At 64.7% G+C, this 20,264-nt stretch carries 16 protein-coding genes and 1 pseudogene; 13 read left to right on the forward strand and 4 right to left on the reverse strand.

Annotation, left to right across the window (positions count from 1 at the left end; translation table 11 throughout):
* Positions 1 to 11: 11 nt before the first annotated feature.
* The 6 genes from ACWEQQ_RS04680 (at position 12) to ACWEQQ_RS04705 (ending at position 6,485) form a co-directional block, all read left to right on the forward strand.
* Positions 12 to 506, forward strand: coding sequence for a flavin reductase family protein (locus ACWEQQ_RS04680; RefSeq protein WP_452347142.1), 495 nt, complete (start codon positions 12 to 14; stop codon positions 504 to 506).
* 43 nt (positions 507 to 549) lie between these two features.
* Complete coding sequence (locus ACWEQQ_RS04685) at positions 550 to 1,407, forward strand: SDR family oxidoreductase (RefSeq protein WP_452347143.1); 858 nt, start codon at positions 550 to 552, stop codon at positions 1,405 to 1,407.
* A gap of 539 nt (positions 1,408 to 1,946) precedes the next feature.
* Positions 1,947 to 2,474, forward strand: a complete 528-nt coding sequence (locus tag ACWEQQ_RS04690; protein WP_452347144.1) for a DoxX family protein — start codon at positions 1,947 to 1,949, stop codon at positions 2,472 to 2,474.
* 125 nt (positions 2,475 to 2,599) lie between these two features.
* Positions 2,600 to 3,949 carry a PucR family transcriptional regulator gene (locus tag ACWEQQ_RS04695; protein WP_452347145.1) on the forward strand — a complete coding sequence of 450 codons (1,350 nt, stop codon included), beginning with the start codon at positions 2,600 to 2,602 and terminating at the stop codon, positions 3,947 to 3,949.
* Positions 3,950 to 4,209: 260 nt separating this feature from the next.
* Positions 4,210 to 5,424 carry an acyl-CoA dehydrogenase family protein gene (locus ACWEQQ_RS04700; RefSeq protein WP_452347146.1) on the forward strand — a complete coding sequence of 405 codons (1,215 nt, stop codon included), beginning with the start codon at positions 4,210 to 4,212 and terminating at the stop codon, positions 5,422 to 5,424.
* Between the two features lie 62 nt (positions 5,425 to 5,486).
* On the forward strand, positions 5,487 to 6,485 hold the full coding sequence (locus ACWEQQ_RS04705; RefSeq protein ID WP_452347147.1) for a 3,4-dihydroxy-2-butanone-4-phosphate synthase: 999 nt from the start codon (positions 5,487 to 5,489) through the stop codon (positions 6,483 to 6,485).
* A gap of 210 nt (positions 6,486 to 6,695) precedes the next feature.
* Here ACWEQQ_RS04705 and ACWEQQ_RS04710 read toward each other — a convergent pair whose 3' ends face one another.
* Positions 6,696 to 7,436 carry an SDR family oxidoreductase gene (locus ACWEQQ_RS04710; protein WP_452347421.1) on the reverse strand — a complete coding sequence of 247 codons (741 nt, stop codon included), beginning with the start codon at positions 7,434 to 7,436 and terminating at the stop codon, positions 6,696 to 6,698.
* 300 nt (positions 7,437 to 7,736) lie between these two features.
* On the opposite strand from ACWEQQ_RS04710, the gene ACWEQQ_RS04715 reads away from it, so the two are divergent.
* The 6 genes from ACWEQQ_RS04715 to ACWEQQ_RS04740 all read left to right on the forward strand — a co-directional run bounded on the left by ACWEQQ_RS04715 (position 7,737) and on the right by ACWEQQ_RS04740 (position 16,593).
* The gene (locus ACWEQQ_RS04715; protein WP_452347148.1) at positions 7,737 to 8,219 is read left to right on the forward strand and encodes a hypothetical protein; all 483 of its coding nucleotides are present in this window, start codon (positions 7,737 to 7,739) and stop codon (positions 8,217 to 8,219) included.
* Positions 8,220 to 8,562: 343 nt separating this feature from the next.
* Positions 8,563 to 9,006 (forward strand): MBL fold metallo-hydrolase, encoded by a 444-nt coding sequence (locus ACWEQQ_RS04720; protein WP_452347149.1) that lies wholly within the window; start codon positions 8,563 to 8,565, stop codon positions 9,004 to 9,006.
* A 491-nt stretch (positions 9,007 to 9,497) separates the two neighbouring features.
* Positions 9,498 to 10,967 carry an amidohydrolase family protein gene (locus ACWEQQ_RS04725; protein ID WP_452347150.1) on the forward strand — a complete coding sequence of 490 codons (1,470 nt, stop codon included), beginning with the start codon at positions 9,498 to 9,500 and terminating at the stop codon, positions 10,965 to 10,967.
* 860 nt (positions 10,968 to 11,827) lie between these two features.
* Positions 11,828 to 14,131, forward strand: a complete 2,304-nt coding sequence (locus tag ACWEQQ_RS04730) for an FdhF/YdeP family oxidoreductase (protein WP_452347151.1) — start codon at positions 11,828 to 11,830, stop codon at positions 14,129 to 14,131.
* A gap of 747 nt (positions 14,132 to 14,878) precedes the next feature.
* Positions 14,879 to 15,964, forward strand: coding sequence for an S-(hydroxymethyl)mycothiol dehydrogenase (locus ACWEQQ_RS04735; protein WP_452347152.1), 1,086 nt, complete (start codon positions 14,879 to 14,881; stop codon positions 15,962 to 15,964).
* The gene (locus ACWEQQ_RS04740) at positions 15,961 to 16,593 is read left to right on the forward strand and encodes an MBL fold metallo-hydrolase (RefSeq protein ID WP_452347153.1); all 633 of its coding nucleotides are present in this window, start codon (positions 15,961 to 15,963) and stop codon (positions 16,591 to 16,593) included. Before ACWEQQ_RS04735 ends, ACWEQQ_RS04740 begins: the two co-directional genes overlap by 4 nt.
* A 99-nt stretch (positions 16,594 to 16,692) precedes the next feature.
* Here ACWEQQ_RS04740 and ACWEQQ_RS04745 read toward each other — a convergent pair.
* The 3 genes and pseudogenes from ACWEQQ_RS04745 to gnd all read right to left on the reverse strand — a co-directional run.
* Positions 16,693 to 16,935: pseudogene (locus ACWEQQ_RS04745) on the reverse strand (glucose-6-phosphate isomerase); the annotation flags it as partial.
* Between the two features lie 276 nt (positions 16,936 to 17,211).
* Positions 17,212 to 17,295: a hypothetical protein gene (locus ACWEQQ_RS04750; protein ID WP_452347422.1), complete on the reverse strand. Its 84-nt coding sequence runs from the start codon at positions 17,293 to 17,295 to the stop codon at positions 17,212 to 17,214.
* 241 nt (positions 17,296 to 17,536) lie between these two features.
* Positions 17,537 to 18,436 carry a phosphogluconate dehydrogenase (NAD(+)-dependent, decarboxylating) gene (gene gnd / locus ACWEQQ_RS04755; RefSeq protein WP_452347154.1) on the reverse strand — a complete coding sequence of 300 codons (900 nt, stop codon included), beginning with the start codon at positions 18,434 to 18,436 and terminating at the stop codon, positions 17,537 to 17,539.
* 199 nt (positions 18,437 to 18,635) lie between these two features.
* Between gnd and zwf the strand changes: the two genes are divergently transcribed.
* Positions 18,636 to 20,177, forward strand: a complete 1,542-nt coding sequence (gene zwf / locus ACWEQQ_RS04760; RefSeq protein ID WP_452347155.1) for a glucose-6-phosphate dehydrogenase — start codon at positions 18,636 to 18,638, stop codon at positions 20,175 to 20,177.
* Positions 20,178 to 20,264: the final 87 nt, after the last annotated feature.

The following is a 20,264-nucleotide window of genomic DNA, read 5'->3' on the forward strand; positions in this document are numbered from 1 at the left end:
GAGCCAGAGACATGACAATCACCGAGCCCGACGTGCAGGCCGCGTTCAAGGAAGTGATGGCCGCCGTCGCCACCCCCGTCTCGGTCGTCACCACCAACTCGGGGGGCCTGCCCTACGGCACCACCGTCAGCGCATTCGCATCACTGTCGATGAACCCACCGATGGTGCTGGTCTCCCTGGACCGCGGATCGGAAACCCTGGAACTGGTCCGCGAATCCGGCCGGTTCGGGCTCAACATCCTCGGCGCCGACCAGGCCGCGACCGCGTTGTCGTTCGCGAGGAAGGGCGGGGTGGGCAAGTTTCACGGCACCCGCTGGGACCTCGACCACGACCTGCCCCGCATCCCTGGTGCCCCGGGATGGATTGCGTGCACGGTGGCGAACCTGGTCGACGGCGGCGACCACGTCGTCGTCCTGGGCACCGTCGACGCCGCCGAACTCACCGACGGACATCCGTTGGTGTACCACGGGCGACTGTTCGGAACCCACCAGCCGCATGAGAACTGAGTCGTCGGCGAAATCCCCTTCGCCCAACCCTTTGGAGGATACCTTGGTCATCGCCGTCACCGGGGCGACCGGCCGCTACGGCCGTCACGCCATCGATGCCCTGATCCGCCGCGGCGTCGCGGCCGATCGCATCGTCGCCGTCGGCCGTGACCGTGACAAGCTGATGGCGCTGGCCGACATCGGCGCGGTGACGAGGGTGGCCGACTACGATGACCGCGCCTCCCTCGACATCGCCTTCGACGGTGTCGACAAGGTGCTGTTCGTCTCCGGCACCGATGTCGGGAACCGAGTGCACCAACACCGCAACGTCGTGGACGCCGCCGCCGAGGCCGAGGTCGACCTGATCGCCTACACGAGTGTGCCCAAAGCTGACACGACGAGGTTGCTGGTCGCCGCCGATCATAAGCCGACCGAGGCGTACATCCGTGAGCGCGGCGTGCCCTACGTCTTCCTCCGCAACTGCTGGTACCTGGCGAACTACACCGACATGGCCGCCGCCTATGTCGAGGCCGGCGCTGTCCTCGGGGCTGCCGGCAACGGCCGGGTCAGCGCGGCGACACACGCCGACTACGCCGACGCCGCTGCCGTGGTGCTGACCGAGGACGGTCACACCGGCAGCGTCTACGAACTCGGGGGAGACCGGGCGTTCACCATGGCCGAGTTCGCCCAGGCTCTGTCCGAGCTCAGCGGCAGGGCCGTCGGCTACACCGATCTGTCCGCCGATCGCTATGTCGAGGCGCTGCGGGGGTTCGGTTTTCCCGCCGGGTTGGCCGAGGTGTTCGCTGATGGTGACCTCGGTGTCGCTCGCGGCGACCTGCTGGTCGAGACGGGTGACCTGAGCCGCCTGATCGGCCGGGCCACCACGTCCATGCCCGCGGCAGTCGCTGCCGCATTGGGCTGACGAGTACACCCGGTGCCTGTCCACGCACGGGTGCCGGGTCTCCAGCAACCTCAGAACCCGATCCGCGAAAACAAGAGGGGCAAACCGAATTCGACGAGGATGTCCTCCTGGCGTGGGCTCCCGAACGGAAGCCATCGCCGCGCAAAGTCGATCATCATGCGGTCCTCGGCGTCGACCGCACCAATACCGTCAGTCGATCGAAGCCAGACTGGGCGCACTCGTTTCGACATGGTCTGTCTTTCAAGGAATGGGATGTGTGGGGCGCGAGACGACCCGGCGACTTCCATTCCTGATCTTGTGTGACTGGCGACACAAAGGCTTGGATCCTTATCCCAACAAACCCTTCGGCGGTTGGGCGTACGGCCCACGAGCTCTGAGGTCGGTGTGTCACAGGCGAGCGCAATCGCGGTCCGGGAAATTGGGACACCAGCCCAAGCATGTTGTGGCACGAGTCACACACCATGGAGTTCCTGAGATCGGACTTCGGCGCTTACATGCCGCCGCGCGGCATACGCACCGCCTCGACAGAAAGTTTCACCATGGACACCGGGTTGCTCATCCTGCGACTACTGATCGCCGCCGTCTTGTTCTCCCACGCCATGCAGAAGGCCGCCGGCTGGTTCCAAGGTCCCGGCCTCGATGGCGCGACCGGCCTGTTCGGCAAGCTCGGGCAGACGCCGCCCCGGACGAAGGTCAAACTCGCGGTGGCCTGCGAGATCAGCGCCGCGGTGCTGCTGGCATCGGGTCTGGCGTCCTCGGTCGGCGCCGCCATCGCCGCGGCGACGATGCTCGTGGCCGGCGCCTCATTGGTTCTGCTGACGGGAAGTGTCTGGAACACCTCCGGCGGCGGCGAATACCCGCTCGTGCTGGCCGCCCTCGCGATCGGTCTCGGCTTCACCGGCCCGGGTGCCTACAGCATCGATTTCGTCTTCGGTATCGACGCCTGGACCGGGGCGCACCCTGTTCTGACCGGTCTGCTGGTCGCGGCGGTCACCCTGACCGGTGCCTCGGGGCCGATCCTCGCCACCCGTAAGGCCCTGGCTGCCCGCGCGGTCGACACCCCCTGACTCGGGTGCCGGCGGTGTGCGCTTCGGCCCCACCGACGCGGCGCAGAGCCGAGAATGAACAACACGGCGGGCCGCACGACCGGACAGGTCGTGGTGATCCGCGAGCAGAAAAGTGGTGAGAGTCGATGGTCGAGATCAAACGGGAATGGGTGAACAACCTTGCGCCCATCGAACCGGACCGACAGATCGAGCCGGCCAGTGTCGCCACCTTGAACAAGGTGACGGGCATTTTGAGCCCGAACGCGATCCGCTGGGCGGTCGAGACGGCGCACGAGATGACCAGCTACATCCTCGAGGAGATGAGCGAATTCGGCACCGGCGACGGTGCCTTTCAAACCGTCCGGATCGGCACCGAGTCGCACCTGCTGACCGCCACTTTGCTGTTGGCGCTCGACGACCCGGCGGTCGCCAATGTCACCCCCGAGACAGTCGTCGCCGACCACGATTTCGTCCGCCGCGGCATCGCCCTCAATACCGTCCTGCGGGGAGTGCAGTTCGGCCACGCCTTCGCGCTGCGCCGTTTCCTCGATGTGTGCGAGCAGTACGTACCCCCGCGTGACCGCGCCAACGAGATGCGCCAGATCACCGAACTGATGCTCAAATTCTTCGACGTCTTCTCCGACCAGGTGGCGCGCGAATACCTCGAGGAACGTGACCGCTGGGTCTCGACCGCAGCGGCGACGCGTAAGGAAGTGGTGCGCGCGATCCTTGCGGACGAACCGGTCGACCTCACCACCGCCGAGAACTCGCTGGGCTACGCCCTCGGGCACACCCATCTGGCGTTCATCTTCGAATCCGATCGCCCCGCCTCCGCTGACCCCGGCGAGCTTCAGCGCACCGCCCTGTCCCTCCTCGAACTGGCGCGCTGCCGCGGCCACCTCATAGTTCCGGTAGGAGCGAACATCGTCTGGGCGTGGGGCACGGTGACCAGCACGAGCACCCCGGCACTGATCAGCAGCTACCCCGCACCGGACGAGATCCGGGTCGGGGTCGGAGTCTCCGCCCCCGGTGTGACCGGTTTCGTGCGCAGCCACCAACAGGCCGAACACGCGATCCGACTGTCCCGCAACCGTGCCCGCGGCGACACCGGCTACCGCGCCGACTGGTTGATCGATTACGCCACCCACGGAATCGCCGCTCTGATGTCGCTCGATCTCGAGATGGCCCACGATTTCGTCCGCCGTGAACTCGCGGGCCTTGCCGGCGTAGGACCCGGCAACCGGGACCTACGCGAGACACTGCTGGCGTATCTCGACGAGGAACGCAGCGTCAACGCCGTCGCCAAGCGCCTGCACGTGGCCCGAAACACCGTGTCTTACCGGGTGAAGAAGGCCGAGAGTCTCCTCGGGCGCACCGTGGCCGAACGCCAACTCGAACTCCATGTCGCGCTCCGGCTCGAGCAGTGCATCGGCTCGGCCGATCCTGACGCCCCCACTCGCGAGCGCGAGGACCGAGACAAGGCACGCCGCGCCTGATGCACGGCCCGCTCCACAGTGGGCCTCGGTGCCGCCGGTTGTCCAAAGCATCCTCCGGCAAACACCTTTCGCGATACTCCCTGAATCGGCTGTCCGTCATCCGGCCGTATTCAGCACTCGCAGCCCAAACCGCCAAACCGATTATGGGACCGCGGACCGAGATATCGGCCACATAGAGGCATTGAATCAAACCCGGCAAGCGACGTGATGACGACCACAAACATCCGGCGCTGATTGCGTAGAACACACAGGAGGAATCCATGACCGCCGTCCAAGAACGACCTGGAACCGACGACCTGCAGCTGGCGACCCGCCGTGAACTGCTCGCCGCCGCCCACGCGCTGGTGCCCGAACTGCGCGCCACCGCCGACCAGGCCGACCACGACCGTCGCCTGCCCGAACAGACCGTCGCGGCCCTGCGCGACGGCGGATTTTTCAAACTGACCACTCCCCGCCGTTTCGGCGGACACCAGGCGAACATGCGGACCTACCTCGAAGTCACCGCCGAACTCGCCCGCGGATGCAGCTCCTCGGCATGGGTCACGATGATCCTCGGCGGCGGCAACTTCAGCACCTCCCTCTACAACGAGAAGGCCCAGAACGAGGTCTTCGGCACCAACCCGGACGCCGCCGTCGCCGGTGTACTCAGCGCCGGTGCCACCGGAGTCCGCACCGCCGGCGGGCAGGTCCTGACCGGCAAGTGGGGATTCGCCTCTGGCAGCTACCAGGCCGACTGGATCGTGCTGGTGTTCAACATCGTTGACGACAAGGGGCAGCCGATCGACCAGGGTCTCGCCCTGGTACCGATGTCCGAGCTGACCATCGAGGACACCTGGTTCGTCGCCGGCATGCGCGGCACCGGCTCCAACACCGTCGTAGCGCAGGACGTTTTCGTCCCCGACCACCGCATCCTCTCGCTCACGGCCCTCGCCCAGGGCCAGTATGCGACCGAATTCACCGACGAAGCCGAGTACCGCACCCACGCACTGACCGCCCTCGTCCTGGCGATCGTCGGCCCCCAGCTGGGCATGGCCCAGGCCGCGCTCGAACGGGTCCTCGACATCGTTGCGAAGGGCAAGCCGATCTCGTACTCGTTCTACCAGCGCTCGGCCGACTCACCGAGCTACCAGCTCAACATCGCCGACGCCGCCTCACTGATCGACAAGGCGAGGCTGCACGCATTGCGCGCCGCCGATGACCTCGATGAGGCAGGCCGCACCGGCCAGATCCCCGGCACCCTTCAGCGGGCACGGATCCGGATGGACATCGGCCAGGCGGCCAAGCACTCGCGTGAGGCCGTCGACCTGCTTCTCAACGTCGGCGGCGCCGGTTCCTTCGCCGAGGTGAACTCCCTGCAGCGCATCTGGCGCGACATCGAGACCGCCTCTCGTCACGCCAGCATCAACACCGATCTCAGCCGTGAGCTGTACGGCCGGGCGCTGCTCGGCATCGAGGAGCAGGTCGCGCCCTTCTGACACGACCGTTCGGGACCGAGGAAACGGATCTTGCCATGACGATGATGTATGAGGCGGGAACAATGGTCGCACAAACGATCAGCTTGTCGCCCAGCGGACCGGAACGCGACGCGCACCGTCGGGTGCGTGCCGCGACTGCCGCACTGGCCGGCGGCGCCGCGATCTTACTATGCGACGACCTCGACCGGCCACGTCGTGGTGAGATCGTTTTCCCGGCCGAGTGCGCCGACGAGCACACGACCGCGTTCGCGGTACGCCACACCTCCGGCTTCCTGCAGGTCGCTCTGCCGGCAGACCGGTGCACCGCCCTCGGGTTGACCGCGCAGTGCGGCGCCGACGACCCCACCGCCGGACAGTGCGTGAGCGTCGACGCCGCCGAGAGAGTGGGAACGGGCATTTCCGCCGCCGACCGGGCCGCCACCGCCGCCGCGCTGGCGGCCACCGAGTCGACGATCGAATCTTTTACCCGCCCTGGACATCTCGTTCCGGTCCGGGTCGACACTAATCGTGGGGTGAGCGGATTCGCAGAGGCGGCGTTGCAGTTGGTCACCGCCGCCGGCCGCCGGCCCGCGGCGCTGTTCGCGACCCTCGTCGGAATCACCGACCCGACTGGACTGGCCGCCGGACAGGACCTGACGACCTTCGCTGACCGCCACCACCTTCCTCTGGTAGCTCTGAACGACCTCGCAGCACACGCCGAGCCCGATACGGTCTTCGATTCCGTATTCGAGTTACCAGCCGGCCGGGCGCGGATGCTCATGTTCGAGGACGCTGGAGTGAGCTGGACGTGCCTGCTCATCGGTGACATTAAGAGCGAGGTCGAGGTGCCATTGCGGGCGGTGCCCGCCGAACATCTGCTGCTCGAGGCGGGGGCGCGATCACGGTATCCGCACATTCTGGTCGCCGCCACCTGCGGCCACACCCGCGATCCGCGCGAACACCGCAACGTACTGATCGACCGAATCGGCACCTCGAGCAGTGCGCTCCGCCGTGTCCTGCGCACCGCCGGTGCGCAGTCGGTCCGCGTCGACATCGATGTCCTCCTGCGGGCGGCGGACTGAGACCGCACACCTGAGCCGTACCCGGGCTCACAGCACTGACCCGCCGATCCGGAACCTTCCCGGATCGGCGGGTAATCGGCACCAACGACCAGACGCCCCAGCCACCTGGCGTACACAGCGTATTGCGGCGTACACAGCGTATTGCGCTATGGCTGGCTCGTGAGATCGTCCGATGTGCGAGTCGATGACCCGGCCCGTGTGGTGCGGCGATCAGTCCCGGTGGATATGTGTGGAATCCGCTTGCGCTCGAGGCCGCACCACGATGTGCTCGAGGGAGATATTCTCCGGGCCGTCCGCAGCGAACGCGATGACGTCGGCAACGTCCTGCGCGGTCAGCCCCTGGTACACCCCGGCGGCTTTGTCGGCGTCACCCTCGAATCTGTGCAGGGAGAAGTCGGTCTCGACGATTCCCGGGCTCACCTCGGTGAAACGGATCGGTGCGCCGGCCAGTTCGGCTTCGAGCATGCGGTGCAGTGCCCGTTCGGAATGCTTCGCCGAAGTGTAGCCGCCACCACCGGGGTAGATCTCGAGTGCCGCGGTCGATGTCAGGGTCACGACGACCCCACACCTCGAGGCCACAAGAGCTGGGATGAGAGCCCTGGTCAGACGCAGCGTCCCGAGGACGTTCGTCTCCCACATCCACCGCCAGTCGTCGATGTCGGCCTCAAGGATCGTCCTCATCCTGCGGGCGCCGCCGGCATTGTTCACCAGAACCGACACGTCACCGATCTGTCCGGCGAAGTCGAGGACCGATTGATCGGAGGTGATGTTGAGCTCTATCGCGGTGCCCCCTATCTCCTCGGCAATGGCCTGGCACCGATCCGATCGCCGGGCACCGAGGATCACGTGAAACCCCCGCGCTGCCAAAGTCCGCGCTGTCGCTTCGCCGATGCCTCCACCGGCACCAGTGACGACGGCGGTGCGGACGCTCGGGTGACCGTTTGTGGACATGAGCACTCTTTTCGTAGATTCGAATGCGTCGAACGGAGGAACCGATTCGGGCCCCAACGCAATCTCACCCCGCCGGGTTCGCTCACACAATTGGCCCACCATCGCAACCTTGTGCCGCTCGTTGATCTGCCAGCGCAAGGCAATCGACGGCGGCGCGCTGGGTGGCATCACTCCCTGAGACCGTCGCGCTGACAGCGCAAAAGCCCGACCGGAAATTGTGCAACCACCACGAGAGAATATGGCCCCCGTCACACAGGATCGAGGTAAGTACAAAGCCGCCGATTTGGGAGGACGATCATCATGAGCACCGCAGGCGAACCGTTCTTCAGTTGGACCGCCAGGCGAGTCTTGCTCCCTCGCACCGTATCGGTCGCCCCAGCGGGTGGGAATCCCGAAAGCGAGCGGCGCTCCCGCATCACCCTCGATGTCACCGTCCCGCTCGGGAAACTCACCGGCCGTCTTCTGGCGTACCGCGATGCCGACTGGGACAACGAGATCGTCGTGCTGATGGTCGGAAGTGTCATAGGCGCTGACGGTGTGTCGGTGCGGGTCGTGGACCAGGAAGTCATCTTGCTCGAGGGCGAACGCAGCACCGCGCCGGCCGAGGTCCTCGTCGGCGCCACCACCATTCGGGACGGGTGGGGAACGCGCCGGCTATCGCACCGCGACGTGGACCACCAGCTGTGCACGGGCGGACAGGTCAAGGATGCGATCGCACTCTCCGGGGCAGTGTCCGTCGACAGTCAATGGTGCGAAACAACCGCCACTTATGCGGCAGCCTGACCCCAGCCGTTCCGGCAGCGACACGACTGCCACCGAGTCGGACTTGGCCCGAACCCCGAACCGAGCGGCGTCGTCCGTCGCCACCGCACTGCTTATCCGATAGGGCGTGACCAGATGAGTAGTCCGCTCGGCATCGAGCAGGTAGAGCAATGCGGAAAACGCAGTCGGCGCCCCAGAGGTTAATCGCAGACGGTCAAACCACGGCTTGTCTCCGGAGACCGGGACGTTGCGATCACTGATCCGGCGGCCGACCCGCACATGATCGCCAAAGCGGCGGGACACCGCAATGTGATTACTGTGCTCTGCACACACGGACACTGGGCACATATCCCCAGCCGTCGAGGTGGGCGTCGGATTGTGCGCACCGATACTGCTGCGCCCCGCCGACCACGACCTCTGGCGCGCCACCCGCTCTCGGCGCAGATACTGGCAACCCACCGACAGAGGCCGTATCGCCATCGCGGGAAACGAAATTCACGCCCTCCACACCACGGGGCATACACCCGGCTCGGTGTCACTGCACGTCCCGGCGATCGGCGCGTTGCTGACCGGAGACGCCGTCCACGCGCCCGGCGTCGGTGAACACTCGCGCCTGGCACCAAGCCGCTCGGTGTGCTCCAGAAACAGCCGAAATCCACTCAGGTTCATCCCGGTCACAGCGAACGCTTCCCGCTCGCGTCGATCACTGCCCCGCTGGAGCACCAGCAAACCTGACAAACCGACCGTGTCGGCTCCAATGTGCTCAGGTCCCCCAACGCACCTCCAGCGCACGGCTCGCTTCTGCTGACACGCGACACCCGACCGTCAGGTGCAACCGCCGCTCACGCAGAGCCAAAGCACCCAACACGCCCAGATCGCGACGGACACGGACACAGGGTGATCGCACCATGTTGGTTTCGCAGCGCAACCCGCTGCCCGCGCCGACGGATCCGCACTAGGCACCGCCATGCTCACAGCGCCAATTCGCCGGCGAAGCAGATACATCGAGGCCAGCGGCGTTGCGCCTCCATCCCCACAACCGACCCGGGTTTTGGGCCCCGGAGGCAAGAGATACAGATCACAAGTGGGATTGACTTTCAGCGATGACAACTTCCCGAACATTCCGGCCAGCGTGACGAACGAATCCGCCCGAACAGGAACCGCGTGCCACCGCAGCCCAAGCAGTGTTACGCAGCCCAACGCGCGGCACACGATCCGACACCACGGCCGGGCGTGCGGGATGAAAGCGATCAGCCCCACTTGCCGGGGCACTTCCCAGATTTGAAAGGCGCACCAGCCATGACCGACATCTCGACCTTCGCCACCCCTCCGTCCGGAGGCTCGGCACCAGCGCCGATGCCTGTCCGCGACCAGGCGCACGACGCTGCCACCCTCGCCGCACTACAGAACACCGTCGCCGACCAGGCCATCCTGATCAAGGGCGGAACCATCCTGTCCCAGGACCCCGCGGTGGGCGATCTCGTCGGGGACGTGCTGATCCGCGGTGGAAAAATCATCGAGATCGGCCCCGACCTGCAGGCCTCGGCCAAGGACGCCGTCGTCGTCGACGCAACCGGCACGATCGTGACGCCGGGCTTCGTCGACTCCCACGTCCACGCCTGGGAAGGCCAGCTCCGCGGCACGGCACCGACTCTCGATTTCGGTGCGTACCTTGGCTTCACCGCCTTCGGTTACGGGCCCGCATACAGGCCCCACGACAACTACGTCGGCACACTCGCCACAGCACTGGTCGCGCTCGACGCAGGAATCACCACGATCATCGACAATTCCCATAACTCGCAAAGCCCCGACCACTCCAACGCAGCAGTCGAAGCGCTCCGAGACGCGGGGATCCGCGGAGTCCACGCCTCGGGCGCCCCCGTGGGTGGCGACGCGGCGCAATGGCTGTCCGACGTCACCCGCCTGCGCAGCGAGTACTTCAGCTCCGACGACCAACTCCTCACACTGCGGCTGTTCGATCTCTACCCCTCCGTCGAGGTATGGGACTTCGCACGCACCGAAAACCTGTGGGTCTCACATGAAATGGGCGCGCACATCGAGAACGTCGAAGACGTGATCGCCGATCTCAGCGGACGTGGTCTACTTACCGATAAGCACACGTTCAACCACTGCTTCAACCTGCCCGACAAAGTGTGGGACATGCTGGGCAACTCAGGTGCAACAGTGAACGTCTGCCCACGAGCGGACGCCGCGTTCGGCCTCGGGACCGCCTTCCCGCCGATCGACAAGATCCGTCAACTCGGCATCCTGCCCGGCCTCAGCGGCGACAACGAGATTAGCTACGGGCTGAGCATGTTCACCGAAATGCAGACGCTGCTGAACGGTCACCGCGGCCGCACATTCGAAAAGACAGTCCTCGGTGAGGAAGATGTTCCCGCCCACCTGTCACCCGCGGATGTCCTGACCTACGCCACCATCGGTGGAGCTACCAACGCTGGCCTTTCCGACCGCACCGGATCGCTCACCCCCGGCAAAGACGCAGACATCGTGTTGATCCGTGCGACCGACATCAACACCGCGCCCCTGTCGAACGCTCTGGCCACTGTCACCGCCTTCGCGCACGCCGGCAACGTCGACACCGTGTTCGTCGCCGGACGGGTCCGCAAGTTCCGTGGCGCACTCGTTGGCCAGGACCTGAACAAGATCCGAAGCCTCATCGAATCCTCCCGCGACTACCTGTACTCCGCCCGCGGACTCACTGGCGATATCTTCGCCGAACAGGCAACCATCGGCGCAGACGGCAACTGACCGAGCGAAAGCGTCGACGGACTCCAGCGCAGTGCTGGAGCCCGTCGACGCTTTGCGGGACTGCCCAGCAAGCGGTGTAAGTTGTTAATTTCGTCCGGCGGACATGCATGCGTCGAAGGTTACGTCGAAGGCATTGAGAGCCTTCGCCCAACGGTTGATTGAGTCGGCCAGTAGCACGGTGCCCGGTGTTGCCACCTGTCCGTTCTGTGGGCCGCTCGCCGAACCCGGCATGCGGCCGCCGTGTCTACGGCGATTGTGTTCGAGCGCACTCCAACACACGGAATGCGAAACAGGCAGATCTGCCGGAAACGGTGCGCGAAGGGGGACTTGAACCCCTGCGTGCGTCATGGCTGGACGGTCTGCGTGGTTGAGTGCATCTATTGCTAACGCTCCCAACGGATTTGGACACAGCACATCTAGCCTGAATGGGCAGTGTGTGCGGGGCCAGCAACGGCGGCCCGCAGGCGGACGGCTGCTCGGCCCCCTATCGATGCCTTGACAAGGACGCGCAGGTAACGGGGAGATAAGGCACACCGCCGTATCGACCCCGGTCAAGTGTGATCCTGTTCTGTCCCGATTGGCCGACTTCGGGCGTTCTTGCAATGTCTTGTGTTCGACAATTCCGGAGATGATGTCAGAAGTGCGGTGCCACCAGGCAACATCGGCAAATCGAACGCCATAGGCGTTTCGTTCGTGGATGAACTGTAGAGGGAGAGATGAACGGTCCGGATTTGGCAATCCTATAAGCTGCGTGCCGCTGGTTCCGGTATCGCGTGCCGCCGTCCGACGAGATCCTGGTCGATTCGGCGTGACGGAGCTTCGACTCGCAATCGGTAGTTGCCTTCCTAGAAAGTGCTGGTATGACTCACGATCTGCCCGACATCGACGAGACTGATGTCGTCGTCACGCGCGAGAAGTCCTCTGCGGCAGGTGTTCCTGCGGTGTTGGTGTCGTTGCGCCGGGGGATCGAGCAGATGGGACCGGTGCGCACTGCCCGGACGTTGTGGAAGCTGAACCAGCGCAAGGGTTTCGACTGCCCGGGTTGCGCGTGGCCGGAAACCCCCGGCCACCGCAAACATGCGGAGTTCTGTGAGAACGGGGCGAAGGCGGTCGCGGAAGAGGCGACTACTCGCACCGTCGGCCCGGAGTTCTTCGCCGCGCATCCGATATCGGAGCTGGTGGGCAGGACCGACTACTGGTTGGGGCAGCAGGGCCGGCTGACGCATCCGATGGTTCGGTTGCCGGGGAGGACGCATTATGAGCCGATTGGCTGGGATGCGGCGTTCGGGCTGATCGCGGGTGAGTTGCGGGCGTTGGCTTCGCCGGACGAAGCGGTGTTCTACACCTCCGGGCGCACGTCGAACGAAGCGGCGTTCGTGTACCAGCTGATGATCCGGGCCTTCGGAACCAACAACATGCCGGACTGCTCGAACATGTGCCATGAATCCTCGGGCAGCGCCCTCGTCGAGACGATCGGCATCGGCAAGGGATCGGTGTCGGTCCCGGATATTGAGAACGCCGACCTGATTCTGATCGCCGGCCAGAACCCTGGTACCAACCACCCCCGGATGCTGTCGACCCTGGAGAAGTCGAAGGCCAACGGGGCGAGGGTGATTGCGATCAACCCGCTGCCGGAGGCCGGTCTGCTGCGGTTCAAGGACCCGCAGAAGGTGCATGGCGTCGTCGGCGACGGCGTGCAGATCGCCGACGAGTTCCTACAGATCCGGATCGGCGGCGATCAGGCACTGTTCCAGGGGTTGGCGAAACTGGTCCTCGACGCCGAAGACGCCGCCCCGGGCACGGTCCTCGACCACGAGTTCCTGGACGGGCATTGCGCCGGCTTCGCGCAGTGGGCCGACCACATCCGCCGAAGTGTGGACCTGAACACCATCGTGGCCGCCACCGGGCTCACCCTGGTCCAGATTGAGCAGACGGCAGCGGCGTTGATCGAGTCGAAGCGCACGATCATCTGCTGGGCGATGGGATTGACGCAACAGACCCACGGGGTCGCGACGATTCAGGACGCGGTCGCATTGCTGCTGATGCGCGGAATGATCGGCAAACCGGGAGCTGGGGTGTGCCCGGTGCGTGGGCACTCCAATGTCCAGGGGGATCGGACGATGGGCATCTGGGAGAAGATGCCCGACGCCTTCCTCGATGCCCTCGACACCGAATTCTCGATCACCTCGCCCCGCAAGCACGGCCTCGATGCGGTCGACTCCATCCGGGCGATGCGCGATGGCGCGGCGTCGGTGTTCATAGCGATGGGCGGCAACTTTGTGGCCGCCACCCCCGACACCAAGGTTACTGAGGCGGCGCTGCGCAACTGTGCGCTGACGGTGCAGGTGTCGACGAAACTGAACCGGTCCCATCTGGTGACCGGGCGTACCGCGCTGATCCTGCCTTCACTCGGCCGGACAGACAAGGACGTACAGAACGGCCGCAAGCAGCAAGTGTCGGTTGAGGATTCGATGTCCGTGGTGCACCTCTCGCGCGGCAGCCTGCCGCCGGCCAGTAAGCAGCTGCGCAGTGAAGTCGCCATCGTGTGCGGGCTTGCGGAGGAGCTGTTCGGGGTCGACCACCCCGTACCTTGGCGGGACTTCTCGGCAGACTACGACCGGATCCGCGATTCAATTGCCCGGGTGATCCCGGGATTCGAGGACTTCAACACCAAGGTCCGCCTGCCTGACGGGTTCGTACTGCCGCATCCGCCACGCGACGAACGCCGGTTCGTGACACACACCGGGAAGGCGAACTTCGTCGTGAATCCCTTGTCCTGGGTACCGGTCCCCGATGGGAGACTGATTTTGCAGACCATGCGGTCCCATGACCAGTACAACACGACCATCTATGGTCTCGATGACCGGTACCGCGGGGTGAAGGGTGCGCGACGGGTGCTGTTCGTCAACGAACTCGACATCGCAACACTGGGATTCGCGGAGGGCGACCGGGTGGATCTGATCTCCGAGTGGATCCTGCCGGACGGGAGTCTGCAGGAGCGGCGGGCCGACGATTTCCGGTTGGTGCCGTATCCGACCCCGCAGGGGAATGTGGCCGCGTATTACCCGGAGACGAACCCGTTGATCCCACTGGACCACGTGGCGGCGAAGTCGAACACCCCGGTATCGAAGGCGGTCACCATTCGCCTCGAGAAGCGGGACTGAACTCCACTGGGCTCCTTCCTCGACCAAAGGGGAAAAAGGGTGCCGTCTCTACTGCTGGTGGACCCTTCTAGGTGAGGCGTTCGCAGTGGCTCGGGTAACGAGGCGGCGACCGATCAGTCGCATCAGCGGTGGACGGCGACTTACTCGTGTCGACACGGTAGGCGCCGAAGAACCTCTCGGCATCCATGGATTGCCTGCCAGCGTCTGCGTAAAGCAGCTACGCGGAGTCGCGACCGCAGACGATCTGGTGAATTCCACGTTCCATCGGCTGGGGCTGCTGTACGGATAAGTGACAACCGGAGCCCAACCGGTAGGGCAGATCACACTGTCGCCTGATCGTGTAGCAGCCCCAGACCAGTTTCCGGTACCGAGGAGACATAGTGATCGTGTACGCCGACAGAGTGCTCACACCCCACCGGGCACCAGGCCCCAGCTGAAAATCACCATGGCGCGACGCGACCAACTTTCTGTCAACACTCGTGAGACCGGCCATCGATATGGCCCACGGTTCATCGTTGGCTTCGCGCACCGAGCGCAGCTCGTGGGGCTACGTCGTCGGACTCCACGATCGCCTCGTGCACGCGGCTGAGGTAGGAGCGGCAGGTAGCGCGTCGTTTGGCCACCCTCGGAAAGGCTAGTTCCTACTCGACTAACGGCCAGGTTCGGCTTTCATGTCTCGTCGTTACTGTCGGTCCGGAGTCGTGCGCTCGAGCATGGTCGCCCGATCGATCGGAGGAGTCAGCAAATATGCCGCAGCAGGTTCGTGGAGTCATTGCCCGCGCGAAAGGGGCGCCGGTCGAGCTGACCGATATCGTCATCCCGGATCCTGGGCCGGGTGAGGTCGTCGTCGCCGTCGCCGCGTGCGGTGTGTGCCATACCGACCTGACCTATCGAGATGGCGGCATCAACGACGAATTTCCGTTCCTGCTCGGCCATGAGGCGGCGGGAACGGTCGAAAGTGTCGGCGCAGGAGTCGATTCCGTTGCTGTCGGTGATTTCGTGGTCCTGAACTGGCGCGCCGTGTGCGGTCGCTGTCGTGCCTGTAAGCGCGGGAAGCCGCAGTACTGCTTCGACACTTTCAACGCCGAGCAGAAAATGACCTTGGTCGACGGCACCGAACTCACCCCGGCTCTGGGGATCGGTGCGTTCGCCGAGAAGACGTTGGTGCACGCCGGACAGTGCACGAAGGTGGACTCGACCGCAGACCCGGCGGTGGCCGGCTTGTTGGGATGCGGGGTCATGGCCGGGCTGGGGGCCGCGGTAAACACCGGTGGGGTGGGGCGCGGTGATTCGGTGGCGGTGTTCGGATGCGGTGGGGTGGGCGATGCCGCGATCGCCGGTGCCCGTCTGGCCGGGGCGTCGACGATCATCGCTGTCGATCGTGACCCGCGCAAACTTCGCTGGGCAGCTGAGCTCGGCGCCACGCACACTGTCGATGCCACCGACTCCGACCCCGTCACCGCCATCCAAGACCTCACCGGAGGTTTCGGTGCCGATGTGGTGATCGACGCGGTCGGGCGGCCCGAGACTTGGAAGCAGGCCTTCTACGCCCGTGACCTGGCCGGCACGGTTGTCCTGGTGGGTGTTCCGACCCCGGATATGAGGCTGGAGATGCCGCTGCTGGACTTCTTCTCCCGCGGTGGCGCATTGAAGTCGTCCTGGTACGGCGATTGCCTGCCCGAGCGTGACTTTCCAGTACTGATCGATCTATACCAGCAGGGACGGCTGCCGCTGGACAAGTTCGTCACCGAGCGTATCAAGATCGATGAGGTGGAGCAGGCCTTCCACACCATGCACAGCGGTGGTGTCCTGCGCTCGGTGGTGGTGCTGTGAGCGGCGAGCTGCGCATCGAGAGGGTCGTCACCTCAGGCGTCTTCGAACTAGACGGCGGCGCCTGGGATGTCGACAACAATGTGTGGGTGATCGGCGACGATGATGAAGTGGTGGTGGTGGACGCGGCTCACGACCCGAAACCTATTGTCGAGGCCGTGGGCGACCGTCACGTGACCGCTGTGGTCTGCACGCATGGTCACAACGACCACGTCACTTTCGCCCCGCAACTGGCGGAGGACCTGCACGCCCCGGTCCTCGTCCACCCCGGTGACGACCCGCTCTGGCAGCTGACCCACCCGGGCCAGCGCTACTGGTACCTCAGTGATGGCCAACGAATCGCTTTGGCGGGCACCGAGATCCACATCATCCACTCGCCGGGGCATTCACCCGGCTCGGTGTGTCTGTACCTGCCCGAAGCGGATGCGCTGTTCTCCGGCGACACCCTGTTCGCTGGGGGACCGGGGGCTACCGGTCGGTCGTTCTCAGATTTCCCCACGATTATCGGATCCATCCGCGACCGGCTGCTCACGCTGCCCGAACACACTCGGGTTCATACCGGTCACGGAGACGCCACCACCATCGGGGCCGAGGCGCCACATCTGTCGGAATGGATCGCGCGCGGCTACTGAACGGGCGCGTTCTTCTCCAGCGTCGCCTCTCGGCGAAGTGCGATGCATGATGTGCATGCCGGCCAGGAACCGACTGAACGCATCCGGGCCTGGCGTCATGATCACGGCCGATCCGATGGCGGACCCAACCGAGTGTCGTCCGCCGGGCCAGTCCCAGAACTCGAATATGTTCTCCCTCCCCGGCGATACCGAACTCCGCCACTTTAGCCGTGTTGGTGGAACCGCAACAAAATGGTGGCTGACCGCGTCCTCACCTTGTGCCGCGGTCAGCCACCGGCGAGCGGCATTCGCGGTGGCGAGAGTTACGGTGGTCGTGAACGTCTTCGACGACACGATGAACATCGTCGCCGCCGGTCGAGATCCGCGAGAGTACCAACGATGTCGGCAGGATCGACGTTCGACACGAACCGGACATTGATGTTGGCTGCGGCGTAGTGGCGCCGCGCCGCGCAGACCATGCGAGTCCCAGGTCGGAGCCACCGATGCCGATGGTGACCACGGTGGTGATGCGTGCACCGGTGGCCCCGCGCTATTGCCTGCTACGAACGCTGTGGGTGAACTCGCCCATTCGGTCGAGCACTCGATGTACGTCTGCGACGTTGTTGTGCCCACTCACGGTCAGTGTCGAACCGGCGGGAGGCGCAGCGCTGTGTGCAGAGCCGCCCGGACCTCGGTCGTGTCGACCTGTTCTCCGCGCAGCATGCGGTCGCGTCGCTGTTCGATGCCCGCGGCGCGGGCCAGGTCGGAGTGCGTCCCGGTCTGATCCAGATCAAGCTGTAGTCGATATGGAGATCACCGGCATCAAGGGCCAGGACGCGACCACGTTCCAGGTCGGCGTCGAACCGTCGGCGATGTTGAAGGTCTGCCATTCGATGTAGTGAGCCCATAACTTGTTCTACTCGGGCGAGCGGGTGATATGAGGCTCGGGCGCGTACGTCACGACTCAGGCCATTCCAGCGGGTTCGGCGCGTCGTACCTCGTGCCCGCCGAACTGATTGCGAAGGGCCGAAACAGCTTTCATTGCCGGCGAGTCGTCCTGTCGGGAGGCGAATCGCGCGAACAGTGCGGCGGAGATCACCGGTGCGGGAACCGCGTGCGCGATGGCTTCTTCGACTGTCCACCGGCCTTCACCGGAATCTGCGGTGAAGCCGGACAAGGAGGACAGTCCAGGGTCCTCGGACAAAGCCTGAACCAGCAGTTCGAGCAACCAGGACCGAACCACAGTGCCCTTGGTCCAGGCGCGAAGGACGGCTTGCACGTCGACGATCGAATCTTCGGCCGCGAGCAGCTCGTACCCCTCGGCATAGGCTTGCATCAGCCCGTATTCGATTCCGTTGTGCACCATCTTCGCGTAGTGGCCGGCGCCGACCGGTCCGGCGTGGACGAAGGAGTCGGCAAGATCACCATCGGGCCGCAGCGCGTCGATGATCGGCATCAACCGGCCGATGTCGGTGGCGTCTCCGCCCACCATCAGTGCGTACCCGTTCGCGCGTCCCCACACCCCGCCGGATACACCACAGTCGACATAGCTGATCCCACGCGTTGCAAGGGTTTCGGCGTGAAGTTTGTCGTCGGTGAATCGGGAGTTGCCGCCGTCGACCACGAGATCGCCTGGGGAAAGCGAGCACGCCAGTTCGTCGATGACCAGGCGAGTCGACGGTCCGGCGGGCACCATCACCCACACCGTGCGAGGCTGTGGCAGATGTTCGATCAACGACGTGAGGCTGTCGACATCGCTGACGGCCGCATTCGGGTCGTATCCGATCGCCTCGTGTCCGCGCTCGCGCAATCGTTCCCGCATGTTCGCTCCCATGCGGCCCAGACCGACCAATCCCAGTTTCATCGTTGCCTTTTTACTCTCGAGCCAGCGTAATCTTGTCGATTCCTATGTCTACGGACGTTCGGTGTCGACCTCACCTGCCCGGTCGGACGGCTAGAACTGGCCGCTCGGCCAAGTGCGCTCTCACGGCATGAGTTCGACACTGGCAGTCGACGCATTGTCCGAATGCGTAAGGGTGAAGCGAAAACGGAGTGCAGCAGAAGTGACTGTGTCTGACGTGCAGGACAGGGCCCCGCTGGTTGATGTGTTGACCGACCGAGCAGGCGGGGTGCTGATCGGAAGTGCCGGACGAATCGCTGAGCCGGCTTCGATGGTGATCTTCGGAATCACCGGTGACCTCTCTCGCAAAAAACTGCTGCCGGCGATCTACGACCTCGCGTATTCCGGCCAGCTGCCGCCAGATTTCGACGTCGTCGGTTTCGCCCGTGATGTCCTCGATGTCCACGACCGTCTGCGCGAGTCGGTGAAAGCCTGCGCGCGAATGCCCTTCGACCCGGTTGTGTGGAACGCGCTGGCCGACCGCCTCCACCTGGTCCAGGGCTCGTTCGACGACACCTCCGCATTTGCACGCCTGGCCACTCGCCTGAGAGAGCTCGATGTTCGACACGGCAAGGCTGGCAATTACGTCTTCTACTTGTCCATTCCACCCTCGGCGTTCGCCCTGGTCTGCGATCAGCTCGCGAACACCGGCCTGAACCGTGGGGTGAGCGGATGGCGCCGAGTCGTGGTGGAAAAGCCGTTCGGACACGACCTCGCCAGCTCCCGAGTGCTCGGCGCTGCGCTCGAGCGCGTGTTTCCACCGGCGTCGATCTATCGCATCGATCACTATCTCGGTAAGGAAATGGTGCAGAACCTTCTCGCGTTGCGTTTCGCGAACGGGATGTTCGAGCCGCTGTGGAACAATCGGCATATCGACCATGTGCAGATCACTATGGCCGAGAGTGTGGGTGTGACAGGTCGTGCCGGATACTACGACGGTGTCGGGGCGGCGCGCGACGTCATTCAGAACCACTTGCTGCAATTGCTGGCTTTGATTGCGATGGAAGAGCCTGTCGCGTTCGATGCTGCCAGTATTGCTGCGGAGAAGATAAAGGTGCTCTCCGCCACCGCACTTCTCGGTCCACTCGATCAAACCTCTGCTCGCGGACAGTACGGACCGGGTGTCGAAAACGGTGTGTCGGTCTCCGGCCTGGTCGATGAGTCCGGCTTTCCCGCTGATTCGGTGACGGAAACCTTCGCCGCCCTGACAGTGGGCGTGGAGACCCGGCGATGGGCCGGGGTTCCCTTTTACATTCGCACGGGCAAGCGTCTAGCGCGGCGGACGACAGAGATAGCGGTGACCTTCAGCCTGCCCGCCCATGGTTTCGCCGCAGCTCGTGCTACGCCGGTCTCCAATGTGCTCGTCTTTCGGGTACAACCTGACGATGGAATCGAACTGCATATCGGCGCCAAGCGCCCGGGCGGGGGCATGCACATTCAGCCGATCAGCCTGTGTATGGACTTCAGGTCGATTTTCGATTCGGCGCCGGAGGCATACGAGCGGCTCATCTTCGATGTATTGCGTGGTGACGCCACCTTGTTTCTGCGCGGTGAGGAAGTCGAGCAGTCCTGGCGAGTCATTGACCCTCTACTCGACCAGTGGGCGCGATGCGGTCGACCCGATCGGTATCCGTCCGGCTCCGCCGGTCCGGTGTCGGCGGATGGGATGCTTGCACGTACCGGCCGGGCATGGCGGTCGCTTTGACGGGCGGAGCCGAACGTGCCCCCAGGCTGTTTCCGCGTCGTCGGTGAGCCGAAGGTGCTAGAGCCTAATCGAAGAATGAGTCCGAAA

Source organism: Nocardia sp. NPDC004123, assembly GCF_053603795.1.